Below are 17,098 nucleotides of genomic sequence, written 5' to 3'. Positions count from 1 at the left end.
GCAGGCGGACAGATTTGAGCACGTCTGGCGGCCTCCCTCCTGGCGCCGGATAAGGGGCATGTCTGCCGCCCAATGTCGCCGGTTCTCGATCCGGGTGCAAGGTCCCAGACAGTGGGCAATTGGGATGACCTGCAATTGCAGCACGCCGTCGGGGGCGCAATCACGGGCGGGGGAATGCGCGCTGGCGGCACGTCGCCGCCGCTCAGGCCGGCACCTCTGTGCCAGCCCAATCAAACTGTTTGCCGCTGTCCGCCGGCCCCAATCCGGCAAGGACCGATACCAGGCGGTCCGCTGCATAGTGCGCGGTGAACAGTTTACCGTCCGGCACATTGGCCTGAAACGGCGCAGAAAGGGCGGTGTCCACGGTTCCGGGATGCAGGCAGACACAGATCGCGTCGCGGTTCTTGCGTGCAACCTCGATGGCGTAGTTGCGCATCAGCATGCACAGCGCCGCCTTTGAGGCGCGATAGGCATGCCAGCCGCCCAGCTGGTTGTCGCTGATCGATCCCACCCGCGCCGCCAGCGCGGCAAACACGCTGCGCCCTTCGCGGGGCATCCGGCCGAGGATGTGTTTTGCGACCAGTGCGGGTCCGAAGGTGTTGATGCGAAACACCTGCTCGAACGCAGCCATATCCTGATGGCGGTAGCTTTTTTCGGGGGCGAGCCCGGTTTCCGGATCGGTCAGCAGGCCGGTGGCGAGGATCACCAGATCCGGCGCGCCGACCTGCGTGGACAGGGCCTCGATGTCGGCTTCGGATGTGATGTCTGCCCGATGCTGCTGGATCTTGGCCAGCGCTGCCTCACCGCCCGAAAAGGCAAGGTTTCCACGGCGTGCAACAGCATGAACCCGCTCGACAGCCGCCATCCCGGCATAAGCCTCGACCAGAGCGCGGCCAATGCCGCCGGACGCACCAAAGATCAACACGTTGCGCGGTTCAGTCATATCAGCCTCGTAATCCATTTGCGGGGCAGATGCGCGGCGATGCGGAACACCCAGGAAAACGGCGCGGGAAAGGAGCTCTGAAAGCGGTTCGAGCGCAGCGCCTTCATGCAGCAGGCGGCGGCCTGTTCCGGGGTTTGGATCATCGGCATCTTGAAATCGTTCTTGGCCGTGAGCCGGGTCTTGATAAAGCCCGGGTTGATCACCTGCACCTTCACATCGGTGTCGCGCAGGTCGCGGTGCAGGTTCTCGCCCAGATGCATGACGGCGGCCTTGGACGCGCCATAGCCAATGGCGCCGGGCAGGCCGGTAAACCCAGCCAGAGAGCCGATCAGCACGATATGCCCCTGTCCGCGGCGCGCCATGCGTGGGGCAACCCGGCCCATCACCCGCATCGCGCCCATGAAATTGACCTCGCAAATCGCCTCAGCCGCCTCCGGCTCCCAGTCCTGCACCGTCATCGGATCATAAAGACCCGCACAATAAATGACGCCATCGGCGTCATTTGCCTGCCTTGAGGCCGCCACCACGGACCCCGGATCGGTGACATCCATCGGCAGCGCCTGCGCATCGCGCAATGTCTCGCAGAGCGCGTTCAGCCGGTCTGCGCCGCGTGCCGACAGGATCAGGGATGCGCCCTCCTTGTCCAGCGCCTCTGCAAGCGCCCGCCCGAGACCTTCGCTGGCGCCGATGATCCACCATGTCTGGCCATTGAAACTCATGGCTGCGCCTCGGATGCGCCATCCGGGGCAGGGCGGATGGTGGCGATCAGCTCGGCCACCTTGATGCCGAATTTGCGCATCTCGGAACGGTTCATGATGGTGCCGTTTTCCATCAGGTACATCCAGTCGGTGACATCCAGCACATGCCCGCCGGCATCCTCCGGCAGGCGCAGCCGGTAGCGAAGCTGTACCGTCGCGCCTGTGTGCTGTCCCGTGCCGGTGCCGATAATATCCTCGGCAGTGGCGGTGAACCGGCCGTTCTCGCCGACCTCCAGCATCCATTGGCGGGCCTGTGTGCCGCCGCCCTCGTAGGCAAAATCCTCCGTGAGCGTGCCCGTGGTGCCCTCCCAGCTGCCGTTCATCTCGGCCACGAACCGGGACACTACGCGCCCGGTGGGCCCATAGATCATGCCCTCGGAAATGAAGCGCCCGTTCAGGTGCTTGCGAATGTCAAAGGCGGGATCGGTGTTGCCATAGTCTGACGGGCGCTGTGCGCGGAACCCGAAACCGGGGCGCAACAGCGCCAGGAGCAGCACGAGGATGGTGATGCCGAGGAGCAGTTTCATACATGGACCTCTTCACGGGGGAGTTGCAGCGCCAGCGCGATGGCGGCGCATTTGATGAGACAAGGAAGAACCGCATACCCGAGGGTGAGGGTTGTGAGCGCGGCCTCGGAGTTTTCGGCACCGGGGCGATAGCCGCTTAGTTCGAGCAGCGGCAGCAGCAGGATCGCGGCGCTCGCCAAGGCAAGTTTCGCGGCAAAGGACCAAAGCCCGAAGGCGCGCCCCGCCTGGAGCCCTGCGCGGTCCAGAGCGCCTGCAAAGAGTGCGGGCAGGATCACCATATCCGCGCCCAGGGCGGCACCAGAGCCGACACAGATCAGGGCAAAGCCGATCGCGGCCCCCGCAGGCAGCAGCGCGGCGCCGATAAAGGCAAGGATCGCCAGGCACATCGCAAGGATCAGGGTCCGCGCAGCGCCGTGCCGCGTCGCAGCGCGGGTCCAGAAGGGCACAGAAACCCCTGCCGCCACAAAGAACAGGATCAGAAACGGCCCGGCCAGGTCCGGCAGCCCAAGCCGGTCCTCGACAAAGAACAGAAACAGCGTCGAGGTGATCGCCACCGGCAATGCGTTGACAAAGGCCAGCGCCAAAAGGCCCAGCCCGCCAGAGGCCCGCAACTCTTCAAGCGACAGTGGAGACTGCGCAGGCGATGAGACACGCCACAGCGGGCGGCTAACCCAGAGCGCGATCAGGCACACACCGGCCAGCACTCCGCCAAAGGCCGCATAGCCGCTGCCCGTGGCCCCCAGCATCACCAGCACGGCGGGGGCGCTGGCCGCGAGGATGATCCCGCCCAATGTGCCCGCCTCGCGGCAGCCGGCCAGATGGATCAGCCCATCGGTTTGTGCCGCAAGGGCCGCGCTTTGGCCATAAAACAGAATGGTGCCAAGGCTATAGGAGGTGAACACCAGAACAAGGGCCGCGATGAACCACCATAAGCCGCCGCCTTCAGGGCGCAACGTGTAGAGCATCAGAAATCCCAGCGCCATTCCCAGGGCGGCGCAGGTCGCAAAGGCGGTTTTTTTGTCCGGGTAGCGATCCACCAGCCAGCCCAATGCGGGGTCTTGCGCAAAATCCATCACCCGAATGCCCGCAAGGATCACGCCCAGGGTCGCAAGGCTCATCCCCAGCTCGCCGGTCGCGTAGCGCGGCAGATGGATATAGAGCGGCAGGCCAGCCGCAGCCAGCATCAGCGCATATGTGCTGACCCGCCAGTGCATGTTCACTCGCCCCGCAACTGTGCCGACAGGCGCGCGGAACGGCTGTTGGGGGACAGCCAGATGCCGAGGAACCGCCTGCGCAGATCAGGATGCGACACCCGGCAGGTGCGTTGGCCATTCAGGCGCATTTCCACCGTATCTGGATCGGTCGCGATGGCCACGTAACTATCGCCCTGCTGGACAGGGCGGTAACAGGTGGCCAGTTTTTGCAACATCTCGGGCAAGTCGGGCTGCGTGCCCTCGATGCGCTGCAATTCCTTCTGCGTGCCTTGCAGGAGTTCCTGATTGGAAAAGCTGCGCGCGTAATCCAGGCGCAGCGACAGAGGCTGATCCCAGCTGAACCGCTGCGCGCCTTCTGTATGAAGCGTCGCCGTGTAGACCTCGAACCCCAGAAAACGCAGTGTGGCCTGACCCAGTTGCACCGGCGCCTTGAGGCCGGTGGCGCTGGAGCTTGCCAATAAGGGCGGCGCCAGCGACAGGGCGGCCAGCAGCGACAGCCCCGCGATCAGCGAGAGAACAGTGGCAAGGCTTGTTTCAGGTCGCATGGGTTAGCTCCACCTGCACCACATCGGTCTGGCGGGTCTCAAAGGATGCCGCGCAAATCTGCAGGTAGAACTGCCAGTTGCGCAGGAACCCCTGATCATAGCCGAGCCCCATCACCTTGTCCGAGGCCGCACTAAGGCGTTCTGACCACATCCGGCAGGTGCGGGCATAGTCCTGACCAAAGCCAAAGTTGTCGGTGACCTTCAGCCCCGCCCTGGCGGCGTGATGCGCGATCATGGCATCCGACAACAGCATGCCGCCGGGAAAGGTATATTGCCGGATATAGTCCGATCCCTTGCGGTAGATGTCGAAATAGGCATCCGGCACGGTGATTGCCTGCACCACGGCCCGACCACCCTCGGCCAGACGATCCTTCAGCATCTCGAAATACTGCGGCCAGTACCGTTCGCCCACGGCTTCGATCATCTCGATCGAGACGATGCCGTCGAATTTGCCCTTGGTATCGCGATAGTCACAGAGCTGGATTTCCGCGCGCCCGTCCAGGCGTGCATCGGCAAACCCGTGTTGGCTCGGGGAGATGGTGATCCCGGTCACATGGCGTCCGCGATCCGCGGCGCGCTCCGCAAACCCGCCCCAGCCGCACCCGACCTCCAGGATGCGTTCGGCATCGCTGGCGCGGTTCAGGATGCGGTCGTATTTGCGGTATTGCGCATCCTCGAGCGTCTTATCACCGGGGGCAAACAGGGCCGAGGAATAGGTCATGCTTTCATCGAGCCAGAGTTGGTAGAACTCATTGCCGACGTCATAATGCGCCTTGATGTTGCGGCTGGCCCCGGCGCGGGAATTGGCGCGCAGGATGCGGTCCACGAGGCGAAACTTCAGCGTGGCAAGGCGACTCGGGTAGGCAAAGGCCTCAAGATAGTCGAGGTTCAGGAGCGCCACTTGCGTCACGGCCTCGATCGACGGTGTGTCCCACAACCCGGCCACATAGGTTTCCCCCAACCCGATGTCCCCGCGAGAGGCCAGCGCGGTCACCACGCCCCAGTCGTTGATCTGCATCTCGGCCGCAGGTTCGCCCTGGCCAAAATCATGCACTTCGCCTTCGGGGGTGATCAGCCGCAGGCTGCCTCGTCGGATCCGGGCGCAACTGTCGAGAAAATCGCGTTTCACGCGGTTGGTAATGAACAGCATCAGCTTACCTCCTGTTCGGGCGGAAGCGGGCGTCTTCTGTAGCGCGCGCCCTTGAGTTTGAGTTTCAGGGCCTGCCAGTAGATCAGCGCAACGGTGCGCAGCGCGCCGAGCGGGCGGCGCAGGCTGGCTTTGATCAGGCGGGCGTTGTTCAGGTCGTGCACATCGCCCACCAAAGTGGCGATCACGCCTTCCGCGCCATTTTCATGGGCGATGCGGATGGCGATCCGTGTCCTTGTTATATCAAAAGTAAACCGATACGCGCCCGCGACCTCCTGAAAGGGCGAGACGTGAAAGATTTTCTGCGCCGTCAGGCAGGTTTTGGCCGTGATGGGCACAAAATCGGGTCGCGCACAGAGATAACTGTGACGATCCCCAAAGGTGTTTGAGACCTCTGCGATCACCGCGCGCAGATCATCGCCGTCATAGGCGAGCCAAAAGCTCACGGGGTTGAAGATATAGCCAAGGAAACTCGGTTGCGTCAGCAGCAGGATGGTTAGCCCGTCCGGGGCAAGCCCTGCGCGTTCAAAGACCTCTTTCGCCCACGCCAGCCCGCGCCCTTGTTTTGGGGCGCCGCCGTGATTGCGATCCATGACGGAGGCGAGATTCCAGCGATTGCGTGAAAACAGCAGTGGCCCCCGGGTCGAGTTCGGGTCGAGCAGCACATAGTCCACCCCGTAGCGAAAGGCATTTTGGATGCCGCCACGTCGCGCATGGGTGGTGGTGCCCGCCAAATATTGCGGCCAGCGCGCGGTATGGTCGCCGGGCGTGCTCATGCGAGTAGCTCTGCCGCGTCGCGGTTGCTGTGATAGCGGGCGTCGATGCCACGTGCCACCCGTACTGCGCTGGCAAAGCCGTCCTCATGGAAACCGTGGCGCAGATAGGCCCCGGCAAACCATGTGTGGTTCTGCCCCTGCATCGCCTGTACCGCCCCCTGTGCCCGGATCGCGGCGCGATCAAACACCGGGTGGCGAAAGGTCTTGTCGTCATAGATCAGCTGCGGGTTTACGTCCTGCACCGGGTTGAGAGAGACAAACAGCGGATCGTTTTCCGGCAGGTTTTGCAAGCGGTTCATCCAATAGGTCACGCCGATCGCCGGGCGGTTGTCACGCTGATCTGCCTTATAAACCCAAGACGACCAGCAGGCGCGGCGGCGGGGCATCTGGCCCGCATCCCGGTGCAGGATCATGTGATTGTCCTGATAACGCATCACCCCAAGGGTCGCCTGTTCCTGGGGCGTGGGACGGGCCAGCAGGCGCAGGGCATCATCCGAATGGCAGGCAAAGATCACCTCGTCATAACCCTCAGCCTGCGCATCCGGCAGCCGCAGGGTGACGCCCTCCTCAGTGCGCTCGACCGATTGCACCGGGCAGGCTGCGCGCAGGTCCACGCCGATCTTTTGCAGATGCTGGGTCAGACGGCGGACATATTCGCGGCTGCCGCCTTTGACCGTCCACCACTGATGCTGACCCGAGGCCGAGAGCAGCGCGTGATTGCGAAAGAACCGCACCAGAGAGCGTGCCGGGAATTCGCGGATCTCTTCGGGTGGGGTGGACCAGATCGCGCCACATATCGGCATCAGGTAATAGCGCTGGAACCAGTCGCCCAGAGACAGTTCCTGCACCATCTCGCCAATGGTGGTGCTGTCATCATGGGCCACGCCCTCGGCGCGGGCGTTGAAGCGCAGAATGTCGCGCACCATGCCAAAAAATGCGGGCCGGCCAAGGTTGCGGCGCTGACCAAACAGCGCGGCGATGTCCTTCAGCCCGTATTCCACCGCACCGTTCTGGATGGTTGCGCCAAAGGACATGTCACTGCGCACCACCGGCACATCCAGCGCGTTGAACATGCGCGTCAGATGCGGGTAGTTCACATAGTTGAACACGATGAACCCGGTATCCACCGGCTGATCGCCGCGAATGCCTGCCGTCACCGTGCGTGCATGCCCGCCAAGCCGCGCCGAGGCCTCAAACAGGGTCACATCATGACGTGGACCAAGGAGCCATGCGGCAGCCAGACCGGATATGCCACCGCCGACAATGGCGATCCGGCGGCGCTGAGAGGGCAGGGCATCAAATGACATGTATTCTCCATCGGTTTTCATAAGCTTACGAGGCGACGGGCGAGAACGGATCAAAAAAGTGGAAATTCCCGAGACAATGACGGGTTTTTGCGATCCAGCGGCATTTTTTGTGATCCACCGGACCCAACGCTGCGTACCCCGGTCATGTTTGAAGCTCCTGCCGTTCTCTGCGATGACAGCCTTGAAGCCCCCGTCGCGCCCGCTAGGGTGAGCGGGGGCGCAGGCAGTTGCCGGGAGAGCGACAGAGTGACAGGTGAGGCATATTCCGAGACGACGGTCTGGATGCTGGCAGTGCGGGATCAGCGCGACAAAGTGGCCTTTGGTCGCCTGTTTGATCACTTTGCACCTCGGCTCAAGGGCGTCATCTGCCGCTCGGGGCTGCCGCCTGCGCAGGCGGAGGACATCGTGCAGGACGTGATGCTTACGGTCTGGCGCAAGGCGCATATGTTCGATCCCGGGCGGGCGCAGGTCTCTGCGTGGATCTACCAGATCGCCCGCAACCGGCAGATCGACATCTTGCGCAAGGAAAAGCGGCCGGTGCCGGAAGAACTGAAGCCGGTCGAGGACACAGAGGAAGACGCGTCACAGGTGGTGGCGCTGGAACAGGAAACGCAGGCTTTGCGCGCGGCGCTCAAGACGCTGAAACCCGCGCAGCGCGAAATGGTGGAACGCGCCTATCTGGGCGAGCTGACCCATGCGGAGATCAAGGCCGAGACCGGCCTGCCGCTGGGCACCATCAAATCGCGCATCCGGCTGGGGCTGGAGAAGCTGCGTCACGAGTTGAAGGGAACGGAACGCACATGACGGGCATTACGCACCACATCCCTGATGAGTTGCTGATCGCCTATGCGGCAGGCAATCTGCCAAAGGCTTTTTCGCTGGTGGTGGCCGCGCATGTGTCCATGTGCGACGAGTGCCGCGCCCGGCTCGGCGCGCATGAGGCTCTGGGCGGCGCGCTGCTGGATGACATGCCGGCGACGGATGTGTCGTCGGACCTAAAGGGGCGGCTGTTCGATGCCTTGGACGATCCGATCTCGGTCGAGCAACGCTATGATCGTGCGGGGATTTTCCCGGCGCCTGTCATGGAGGCGCTGGGCGGTCTGCCGCCGAAATGGACCCCGCTGGGACTGGGGGTGCGGCAGATGATCCTGGATCATGACCGCAGCGGCAGCGTGCGGTTGCTGTATATCCCCGGCGGCCAAGGGGTTCCGGATCATGGCCACAATGGCCTGGAGCTGACGCTGGTCTTGCAGGGCGCCTTTCGTGACGAGACCGGGCGCTTTGGGGTGGGGGATCTCGAGATCGCCGATGGCGATCTCGAGCATGAACCGATTGCCGAGGTTGGTCCCGCCTGCATTTGCCTGGCGGCGACGGATGCATCACTGCGGTTCCGGTCGTTTGTCCCCCGGTTGCTTCAGCCTCTTTTCCGGATCTGATTGTCCAACTGTGCCCGCACGGTCTGCCGCCCTTTTTGCGAGATCTGATAGGGGCTTGAGAACCGGCTCTGGATCAGTCGCTTGCGTCTTAGACGTTGAAAGATTTCCAGCGTGCAATTGGACAGGATCATCCCGTCGTGGGTGTAGCAGGTCACCGAGGTGATCCGGCCGTTGGGCGCGCGTTCATAGAGGACACGACCGCCCTGTGCCAGCGCGTGCAGCACGCGCTGTTCGTTCTTCGAGATATTCATTGGATATTGCCTGTGATTGAACCATGTCAAACCGGCACGCGCATGCCAAACGGCCGCGCTTGCGCGGGGGGACAGGTTTCGGGACCGCCGAACCTGTCACTGCGTGGTTGCAATCTCCAACATCAACAATTCCATTGTCTGAATGGACGGGTGCCTGTGCTTATCACTCTGGCTGGATGGTTTCAATCACGGTTCGTGATCCAGCGGCACTGATAAGGCGTAAGTGTGATTTCCAGATCGCCCTGGAACGCCTCGCCCGACAGCAGATCGTGCCAGGTCTCGCCTTCGATCAGGTTCAGCGCGCCCGGGGGCAGGGTCACGCTGTCGCCGCTGACATTATGCAGGGCAAAGATCGATTGCGCGCGATCCAGAGACTGGCGCCAGAGCGCAAAGACCCGATCATCCAGATGCAGCGTGAATTGGGTGGCGTTCGGGTGGAACGCCGCCTGTTGCGCCCTGATTTTCAAGCGCGACGACAATGCCGAGAACACCTGCGCCTGTTCCGTTTCGGGATCGGCCAATCGCCGGGTCAGCTCCGGGTAATCCCAGCGGTGGCGGTTGATCGCACGGTTCATGCCCCGGCGCGCCACGGCGGCGTGATCGTTGGCGGTTGCCAGCAGCGCATGAATGTAGAAGGCAGGAATTCCCTCCAGGCTCATCGGGATGGTTTGCGAGCAGACAAACCGCGCGATCTTTTGGTCGTCCGCGCCCCGCAGCGTCCGGGTCATGGCATCAAAGAAGGTGCAGTTCACCTCGTAGGGGGCCTCGCCGCCCCCCGGAAGCGAGCGCATGGACACCAGCCCGCCGCTTTCCCTGACGCAGGCGATCATTCCGTCGATCTCCTGTTGTGGCAGAACCCCCTCGGCGGGGCGCATGCCGATGCCGTCATGGCTGGCGGTAAAGTTCAGATAGGCACAGCCCAGCGGGGCAGGGGGCATTGCACGCGCCCATTTCAGCAGAAAACGCGCCGACCCGGCCAGCATCGCGTGCAGGATCAGCGGCGGCAGCGGGAAGTTATAGACAACATGCGCCTCGTTGCGGTTGCCGAAATAACTCAGGTTCTCGGTCCGCGGGACATTGGTTTCGGTCAACACCACCACGGTTTCGGTCGCGTAATCCGCCAAAAGCCGCAAGAGCTGCACGATCGCATGCGTCTCCGGCAGGTGGATGGAGGCGGTCCCAGCCCGTTTCCAGATGAAGGCCACCGCATCAAGCCGGATGATCCGCACCCCCTGATCGATGTGCAGGCGGATGATCCGCAGGATTTCCAGCAGCACGTCCGGGTTTTCGAAATTCAGATCCACCTGATCGTGGCTGAAAGTGCACCAGACATGTTTGGGTCCGTTTGCCGTATCGACCAGCTGCAACAGCGGCGTGGTTCTGGGGCGCACCACATCCGAGAGGTCGTCTTCGGGACTGGCCTCATAGAAAAAACGATCATAGGGCGCCTGGCCCTGGCGGTAGGCGTTGAACCAGGGGCTCTGTGACGAAACATGATTGAGCACCATGTCCGACATCAGGTGAAAAGCCTCGCCGATCCGTCGAATGTCGGCCCAGTCCCCCAGTTCCGGGTTGACCTTGCGATAGTCGGTGACCGCAAACCCGTCGTCAGAGGTATAGGGAAAGAACGGCAGGATATGCACGCCGTCCACCACGCCCTGCATATGGGTGAGCAGGAAGTCATGCAGCAGGTCGAGCGGCTTGTGCGTGCCGTCGATCAGCGTGTTGCCATAGGTGATCATCAGCGCATCGCGCTCCGACCAGAGCGTGTTTCCGGGCACCCGCGGCCGTTTGCGCCGGTGTGTGCCATCCGGCCAGAAGGCCTCCACGACCTGCGAGCCGAGGATTTCGCAATCGACGTCCGGGTAGATCCCGGTCAGGAGCCGCGACAGACGGGCTCCGAAAGATGCGCTTCCTTGCGCCATCTGGCTACACTCCCTCACCTGTGCGGATTGATTTCCGCTTTGCCGTCAATTGCTTCGCGCCCGGGTGGTTCGAGGATCAGCCTATCCGCGTCGGTGCAGGGGCGTAAACCGCCGAGCCGTGTCCACGGCCTGGACCCCGGCTGAAATGACCATTTAACGGGCAGATGCGCGACATGGGGCGGGCCCGCGCTATCTTGAGATATCGGAGTTCCGTCGCGCATGCAGGTCACCTCTGGTGCGACGGGGCTTGATCGTCAGCGTCGTTAGCGATAACGATTGCCGCGAGTGATAGCGGTACCATCAGGGTGCCGTGCCCGGAAACCGAACCGGAGTTATTGGCAAATGACCCTTAAGATCGCGATCAATGGATTTGGCCGGATTGGCCGCAACGTGCTGCGTGCCCTGCTGGAGAATGACACCACGGATGTGGAAGTCGTGGCCATCAACGACCTGGCCCCGCCGGCCACCCAGGTCCATCTGCTGAAATATGACAGCGTGCATGGCCGCCTTGGGGCGGATGTGGTTGTCGAAGGCGATACCATGAAAGTGGGCCGTCACGAGATCCGCCTGACCGCGATCCGCAATCCCGAAGAGCTGCCCTGGTCCGATGTGGACATCGCCTATGAGTGCACCGGCCTCTTCACCACCCGCGAGGCTGCGGCCCGCCATCTGGAGAACGGCGCGCAGCGGGTGCTGATCTCCGCGCCCGGTAAGGAAGTCGACCGGACCGTGGTGTTCGGTGTCAACGACGGTGACCTGACCGCGGATGACGTGATCGTGTCCAATGCCTCCTGCACCACAAACTGCCTGGCGCCTGTGGCCAAGGTTCTGGATGATGCCTTTGGCATCAAGACCGGCTACATGACCACCATTCATGCCTATACCGGCGATCAGCCGACTCACGACACCACCCACAAGGACTTGTACCGGGCCCGCGCTGCGGCGCTGTCGATGATCCCGACGTCCACCGGCGCGGCCCGTGCGATCTCCGAAGTGTTGCCGCATCTGAAAGGCCGCCTCGAAGGGTCTGCAATCCGGGTGCCGACACCGAATGTTTCGGTTGTGGACCTGACCTTCCAGCCGGAGAAGGCGGCTTCGGTCGAGTCGATCAATGCAGCGATCCAGGCGGCCGCGACAGATGGCCCTCTGAAAGGCATTCTGGGATACGAAGACGAGCCGCTCGTCTCGATCGACTTCAACCATGATCGCCGGTCGTCGATCTTTGCTGCACCGCAGACCGCAGTCACCTCGGAAGGGCTGGTGCGTGTTGTCAGCTGGTATGACAACGAGTGGGGTTTCTCCAACCGCATGATCGATACCGGTCGTGCGATGGGCAAGTTTCTCTGAGCCACAGCGCAGTTGAAACGAGATACCAAAAGGCCGCGGCATCAGCCGCGGCTTTTTTATTGTCTGCTCTGTGGGTGGGCGCGGCACACTGTGGACATGCCCTGCGCGTCTCTGCTGAGATATCAGGCCAGAGACCGCGTTGATCCGGGCAGGGGGAGCCATGAACATACGCGAAGAAAGACGCGGGGATGAAGCCGCCATTCACGCACTTACCGTGGCTGCGTTCAGCGGGCATCCCTACAGTGACGGCACGGAGCCCGGGATCATATCCGATTTGCGCAGCGCCGGTGCATTGTCCCTGTCCCTGGTCGCGGTTGATCGGGACGAGGTGATCGGTCACGTCGCCTTTTCTCCGGTGACGATCAAGGGCGCGAACTGCGGCTGGTTTAGCCTAGGGCCGATTTCGGTCACCCCGGATCGGCAGCGGCAGGGGATCGGCTCTCTGTTGATCCGCGACGGTCTGAGCCGGCTTTCGGCGCTGGGGGCCAAGGGTGTCGTTCTGTTGGGGGATCCCGCCTATTACACCCGGTTTGGCTTTGCCTGCCACGCAGATTTGGTGCTGCCGAATGTCCCCGCCGACTATTTCATGGCCCTCACCTTGCAGGGTCCGAACCCAACGGGCGAGGTCGCCTATCACGCGGCCTTTGGCAGCTGAAGCGCCCATTCCGCACGGCCCCCCGGTTACTCCGGGACAAACTCGGCCTCATCCGCCAGCGCCGCCGCCTTCAGATCGCCGAGAAAGCTGGGGTTGGCGGAATGGATGCGGTTCCAGTTGGGAATAAAGGGCGTCTCGTGCGGGTTTTCGAGAAAGACCTGCCCCGCGGTCATGATGTTGTTGGCAAACATCTCCACCATCTTTTCCTCGCCATGGCGGTCCATCTCCAGGCCGTTCATGATCGCGTCGTGAGAATAGGCCTCCAGCAGGTCCAGCGCCGAGCGATAGTAGGTCGCCTTGAGCGTGCGAAAGACATTGGGCGTGAACACGGTGCCGTCCGCCGCGAGCTTGCGGAAAATGGCCTTGCAGATGTCGGTGGACATACGGTTGAGACCGGCAGAGGCATCCTCGGGGCTCAGGGACTGGTGTTTGTGATCGTAGTTGTCGGCGATTTCCACCTGGCACACGGCCTTGCGGCCGAGGTTCCGCCAGGCCTCTGACAAGACGCCGATCTCCAGCCCCCAATCGGAAGGAATGCGCAGGTCCGGCAACAGCGGCGCCCGCAGGGCCATCTCGCCGGAGAGCGGATAGCGGAAGCTGCGCAGATAATCGATGTAGTCGCGATCCCCGATGGTGCGCTTAAGCGCGATCAGCAGCGGCGAGACCAACAGGCGGGACACCCGACCGTTCAGCTTGCCGCCACCGACGCGGGCATAGAACCCCTTGGACAGCTGGTAGGAGAACGCCGGATGCGCCACCGGATAGACCAGGCGGGCCAGCATCTCCTTGGAATAGGTGGTGATATCGCAGTCATGGATCGCCACGACAGAGCTTTCCGCCTGGGCCAGCAGGTATCCGATGCAGGACCACACATTCTTGCCCTTGCCAGGTTCGGGCGGTGCCAGCCCCTGTTCGGCAAGCCGCGCACCAAGCGCGCGCATCCGCGGGCTGTCGTTCCAGAGCACCCTGTGGTTCTGCGGCAGCGAGGAAAAATACTGCCGGGCGTGGCGATACTCCGCCTCTGTGGCCCGGTCGAGGCCGATCACGATGTGGTGCAGATACGGCACCCGCGCCAGCTCATCCAGGATGTGGCGCAGGGCTGGCCCTTCCAGCTCCGAATACAGACAGGGCAGGATCAACGAGATCTTGCGGGTCTGGGCAAAGGTTGACAGTTCGTATTCCAGTTCTTCCACCGGGCGGCAGCGCAGATCGTGAAATTGGGCAATATTGCCGTTCTGGTGGAAGTCAGCCATGCGTGGCGGTTCCTTTCTGTTCCTGATCCCAGTCTGAGAGAAGTTGCATCACCGCTGCGTACCAGCCGTCGGGACCGGAGTGCTCTGTGCGCAAAATGCGGTGTTCATGTTGAAACCGGGGCAGGTCCGGGCTGTGCGGGTTGCGGATCACCACGCCTCGGTCGGCCGCGGCGATCATTTCAAAATCATTGGGTGCATCCCCGATCGCAATGGTGAAACAGCCGCGATAGCGCTGCCGCAGTTTCATCATCTGATCGGCCTTGGTCGCCCCAAAGGACAGGGTCAGGAACCGCCCGCCCCGGCTGGCATTGATCCCGTGCCGCGCCAGGGCGGCCAGAAACGCGGCGTGCTGATGGGCGTCACCCTGCCATAATCCGGGTTCGCTGAATTGCCGGGCCTTGGCACGCTCGGCCTGAAGATGGGACAGGCCGGTCTGGGCACTGACTTCGGCAACACTCATGTCGCCAAAGCCGCGAAACGGGGCGTTCAGGGTGCTCAGCACCTGCCGAATGGCGCGATAATCGGCGGTCTTGCTGCCAATGCCCTCGGGCGAGACACAGGCGGCGCCGTTCTCGACAATCATCGGCGTATCGCCCAGGCCCAGATCATGATGAAGCGGCAGCATCTCTGCCGCGGTCTTTGAACTGGCAAGAACCAGTATCCCGCCGCGCGCGTAGATCTCGGCGATGGCGGGCAGCGCCGGAGTATAGTCATAGCTGTCGTGATCCAGCAGGCTGCCATCCAGATCACTGAAAACCAGAAGTCGTCGCATTGCATGCCTCCTTGTCAGAGGGGCCATGTTCTGAGCTTAGGTCGCAGCGCGGATCAGGCAATCAGTGCTAATGCAGGTTTTATTTTAATTCGCACAGTTTTCGGAATTGCGCCTGCTTTTTATGCAGGACTTTCGGCGTGAGGCGGCAAGCACGAATTGCGCGGGCAGGTCGGCGCAGGGATTGGCGCGCCGGAACAACAGCCCGCAACAGAGGTCTTCGGGGCGCGAGGATTCTCATCTTTGCGCAGCGCGCGTGAGGGGCGAATGCGGGTGGCATCTGCTTTGCGACGGCGGCCTTCAGAATTGCGACCTCTCCGGAAAACAAGCCGACATTCAGTGACGTATTGCCGTCATTTCCTGTCGGATCGCCGTTGGCGGTTCACGTGGCGAAACAGGAGGCTACGCAAATCCACCACATGCTTCCCAGGTCGGTGGCAACACAAACGGCGCATGCGACTCCTTGCCTCATGTGCCGAGAAAATAACAGAGAGGAATGTCAGTTTTATGTCTCTTAAACCTCCTTTGACGGAGCTCGAGATCAAAACCGCACAAAGCGGTTTTTACAAAGGGTTCACCAAAGACGTCACCATCACCGCCAAGATTCTCGTCGCGGCGCTGATCCTCTGGGCCGTTGCCTTTCCCACCCAGGCCGCCGACGTGTTGTCGCGGTTCAATACTCTCATTCTTGCCAGCTTCAATTACTGGTACATTTACGTCGTCGCCTTTTTTGTGATCGTCTGCCTCGGGCTCGCCATCTGGCCCAGTTCCGGCAACCTGCGGCTGGGCAACGAGGGTGAAAAGCCCGAATTCTCGGCCTTTTCCTGGTTCTCGATGATGTTCGGTGCGGGCATGGGGATCGGCGTGCTGACCTATGCCACCGGCGAACCGATCTACCACTTCCAGAACAACCCCGATGTGATCCGGGGGCTGGTCGAGGGAGCGAGCGCCGAGACGGTCCGCTCGGCCTACAAATGGTCCTTCCTGCACTGGGGCCTGTCCCCGTGGGGGGCCTATGCGTTGACCGGGCTGGCGCTTGCGTTCTTTGCCTATCGCCGCGGTCTGCCGCTGACCATCCGCTCCGCCCTGACGCCGCTGTTTGGCGGGCGCCTGTCCGGCTATGTCGGGCACACGGTTGATGTTGTTGCGGTGATCGCAACGGTCCTCGGGGTGTCGCAGACGCTGGGCTATGGGGTCGAACAATTCGTCGCCGGTCTGAACCGTATCGGCCTTGGCGACTGGTTGCTGGTGACGGCCGCCGACGGATCGCAAAAGGCTTCGGTCGCGGCGGTCATCCTGTCGCTGGTGGTCATCATGGGGGCCTCGACCCTGTCCGCGCTGTCCGGTGTCGGCAAAGGCATCAAGTGGCTCTCCAATATCAACATGGCGCTGAGCTTCTTTCTGCTGTTCTTCTTCCTGCTGTTCGGGTCCACGTTCTTTGGTCTGAATGCGCTGGCAACGGGGATCTATGACTATATCGTGGCCCTCCCGAGCATGATGTTCACGGTCTGGAGCGACAATGGCACCGAGGTCGGGGCTGCGCTCGAAGGCTGGCAAGGTGGCTGGACCGTCTTCTACTGGGCCTGGTGGATTGCATTTGCCCCCTTTGTTGGCCTGTTTCTGGCGCGGATTTCGCGGGGACGTACCATTCGCGAGTATGTCTTTGGCGCCATGCTGGTGCCATCGGTGATGTGTTTCGTCTGGTTCGCACTGGTCGGCGGCACCGCCATCGATCTGGAACTGTCCGGCGTCGCGCAGAATGCAATTCTGGGAACCGGCCTGTCGGATCAACTGTATGCGACCCTCGCGGTGTTGCTGAGCGATGGTCTGGCCTGGGTGTTCTCCGTCGTGGTTGCGGTTCTGCTGCTGACCTATCTGGTGACCTCGGCCGACTCGGCGGTGCTGATCATCAACACCATCAACGCAGCCGGTGACGAAGGGCCAAAGGCACGTCCGCATATCATCTTCTGGGGTGCGGCGCTGGCCCTGGTGGTCGGGGCGCTGCTGATCGTGGGCGGCCTCGGGGCCATCCAGACGGCCATGGTGATTGGCGCACTGCCGTTCTCGGTGGTCATGGCGCTGATGGGCGTTGCCCTCATCAAGGCGATCATCAATGACAGCATCCGTGGCCGCGCGGGCCTGCCCGTGACCGCGGACGAGATCGCCGGAGAGTAATCCCGGCGGTCCACACCAGTTTCGGTGTTGTCAGACTGAAATCGCCCGCCGGACGTGCTGTCCGGCGGGC

Annotated in this window: 17 protein-coding genes; 5 read left to right on the top strand and 12 right to left on the bottom strand. The window is 62.4% G+C overall.

Features of this window, described 5'->3' with window-relative positions:
• Nucleotides 1-202: 202 nt before the first annotated feature.
• The 8 genes from ACXAF5_RS15420 to ACXAF5_RS15385 are packed head-to-tail and all read right to left on the bottom strand — an operon-like array spanning nucleotide 203 to nucleotide 7,217.
• Entirely contained in the window at nucleotides 203-943 is a 741-nt protein-coding gene (locus ACXAF5_RS15420) for an SDR family NAD(P)-dependent oxidoreductase (RefSeq protein ID WP_474947266.1), read from the bottom strand.
• Nucleotides 940-1,662: an SDR family NAD(P)-dependent oxidoreductase gene (locus tag ACXAF5_RS15415; protein ID WP_474947265.1), complete on the bottom strand. Its 723-nt coding sequence runs from the start codon at nucleotides 1,660-1,662 to the stop codon at nucleotides 940-942. Before ACXAF5_RS15415 ends, ACXAF5_RS15420 begins: the two co-directional genes overlap by 4 nt.
• Nucleotides 1,659-2,228, bottom strand: coding sequence for a DUF3833 domain-containing protein (locus tag ACXAF5_RS15410; protein ID WP_474947264.1), 570 nt, complete (start codon nucleotides 2,226-2,228; stop codon nucleotides 1,659-1,661). The genes ACXAF5_RS15415 and ACXAF5_RS15410 overlap by 4 nt, the downstream gene beginning before the upstream one ends.
• Nucleotides 2,225-3,442: an MFS transporter gene (locus tag ACXAF5_RS15405; RefSeq protein ID WP_474947263.1), complete on the bottom strand. Its 1,218-nt coding sequence runs from the start codon at nucleotides 3,440-3,442 to the stop codon at nucleotides 2,225-2,227. The genes ACXAF5_RS15410 and ACXAF5_RS15405 overlap by 4 nt, the downstream gene beginning before the upstream one ends.
• A gap of 2 nt (nucleotides 3,443-3,444) precedes the next feature.
• A complete protein-coding gene (locus ACXAF5_RS15400) occupies nucleotides 3,445-3,987 on the bottom strand; it encodes a chalcone isomerase family protein (protein WP_474947262.1) in 543 nt (180 codons plus the stop codon).
• Nucleotides 3,977-5,137 carry an SAM-dependent methyltransferase gene (locus ACXAF5_RS15395; protein WP_239322742.1) on the bottom strand — a complete coding sequence of 387 codons (1,161 nt, stop codon included), beginning with the start codon at nucleotides 5,135-5,137 and terminating at the stop codon, nucleotides 3,977-3,979. The genes ACXAF5_RS15400 and ACXAF5_RS15395 overlap by 11 nt, the downstream gene beginning before the upstream one ends.
• Nucleotides 5,137-5,910 carry a DUF1365 domain-containing protein gene (locus tag ACXAF5_RS15390; RefSeq protein ID WP_474947261.1) on the bottom strand — a complete coding sequence of 258 codons (774 nt, stop codon included), beginning with the start codon at nucleotides 5,908-5,910 and terminating at the stop codon, nucleotides 5,137-5,139. The genes ACXAF5_RS15395 and ACXAF5_RS15390 overlap by 1 nt, the downstream gene beginning before the upstream one ends.
• Nucleotides 5,907-7,217 (bottom strand): NAD(P)/FAD-dependent oxidoreductase, encoded by a 1,311-nt coding sequence (locus ACXAF5_RS15385; protein WP_474947260.1) that lies wholly within the window; start codon nucleotides 7,215-7,217, stop codon nucleotides 5,907-5,909. The genes ACXAF5_RS15390 and ACXAF5_RS15385 overlap by 4 nt, the downstream gene beginning before the upstream one ends.
• A 246-nt stretch (nucleotides 7,218-7,463) precedes the next feature.
• On the opposite strand from ACXAF5_RS15385, the gene ACXAF5_RS15380 reads away from it, so the two are divergent.
• Both ACXAF5_RS15380 and ACXAF5_RS15375 read left to right on the top strand, forming a co-directional pair.
• A complete protein-coding gene (locus ACXAF5_RS15380; protein ID WP_370645728.1) occupies nucleotides 7,464-8,021 on the top strand; it encodes a sigma-70 family RNA polymerase sigma factor in 558 nt (185 codons plus the stop codon).
• Nucleotides 8,018-8,653 (top strand): ChrR family anti-sigma-E factor, encoded by a 636-nt coding sequence (locus ACXAF5_RS15375; RefSeq protein ID WP_239368202.1) that lies wholly within the window; start codon nucleotides 8,018-8,020, stop codon nucleotides 8,651-8,653. Before ACXAF5_RS15380 ends, ACXAF5_RS15375 begins: the two co-directional genes overlap by 4 nt.
• On the opposite strand, the gene ACXAF5_RS15370 is transcribed toward ACXAF5_RS15375, so the two are convergent.
• On the bottom strand, nucleotides 8,632-8,904 hold the full coding sequence (locus ACXAF5_RS15370) for a YjhX family toxin (protein WP_474947259.1): 273 nt from the start codon (nucleotides 8,902-8,904) through the stop codon (nucleotides 8,632-8,634). The genes ACXAF5_RS15375 and ACXAF5_RS15370 overlap by 22 nt on opposite strands.
• A 182-nt stretch (nucleotides 8,905-9,086) precedes the next feature.
• The gene (locus ACXAF5_RS15365; RefSeq protein ID WP_474947258.1) at nucleotides 9,087-10,829 is read right to left on the bottom strand and encodes an alpha-amylase family glycosyl hydrolase; all 1,743 of its coding nucleotides are present in this window, start codon (nucleotides 10,827-10,829) and stop codon (nucleotides 9,087-9,089) included.
• Nucleotides 10,830-11,171: 342 nt separating this feature from the next.
• Between ACXAF5_RS15365 and gap the strand changes: the two genes are divergently transcribed.
• Both gap and ACXAF5_RS15355 read left to right on the top strand, forming a co-directional pair.
• Complete coding sequence (gene gap / locus ACXAF5_RS15360) at nucleotides 11,172-12,176, top strand: type I glyceraldehyde-3-phosphate dehydrogenase (RefSeq protein WP_474947257.1); 1,005 nt, start codon at nucleotides 11,172-11,174, stop codon at nucleotides 12,174-12,176.
• Nucleotides 12,177-12,336: 160 nt separating this feature from the next.
• The gene (locus ACXAF5_RS15355) at nucleotides 12,337-12,831 is read left to right on the top strand and encodes a GNAT family N-acetyltransferase (protein WP_474947256.1); all 495 of its coding nucleotides are present in this window, start codon (nucleotides 12,337-12,339) and stop codon (nucleotides 12,829-12,831) included.
• Nucleotides 12,832-12,857: 26 nt separating this feature from the next.
• Here ACXAF5_RS15355 and ACXAF5_RS15350 read toward each other — a convergent pair whose 3' ends face one another.
• Nucleotides 12,858-14,084, bottom strand: a complete 1,227-nt coding sequence (locus ACXAF5_RS15350) for a glycosyltransferase family protein (RefSeq protein ID WP_239322750.1) — start codon at nucleotides 14,082-14,084, stop codon at nucleotides 12,858-12,860.
• Nucleotides 14,077-14,856 carry an HAD-IIB family hydrolase gene (locus tag ACXAF5_RS15345; protein ID WP_474947255.1) on the bottom strand — a complete coding sequence of 260 codons (780 nt, stop codon included), beginning with the start codon at nucleotides 14,854-14,856 and terminating at the stop codon, nucleotides 14,077-14,079. The genes ACXAF5_RS15350 and ACXAF5_RS15345 overlap by 8 nt, the downstream gene beginning before the upstream one ends.
• 504 nt (nucleotides 14,857-15,360) lie before the next feature.
• Here ACXAF5_RS15345 and ACXAF5_RS15340 point away from each other — a divergent pair.
• Nucleotides 15,361-17,028 (top strand): BCCT family transporter, encoded by a 1,668-nt coding sequence (locus ACXAF5_RS15340; RefSeq protein WP_474947254.1) that lies wholly within the window; start codon nucleotides 15,361-15,363, stop codon nucleotides 17,026-17,028.
• The last annotated feature ends 70 nt before the right edge of the window (nucleotides 17,029-17,098 follow it).

It is taken from the genome of Epibacterium sp. ABV4_022, from assembly GCF_056159345.1.
Note: the sequence above shows the minus strand (reverse complement) of the source record. Positions and strands in the feature narration are given on the sequence as shown.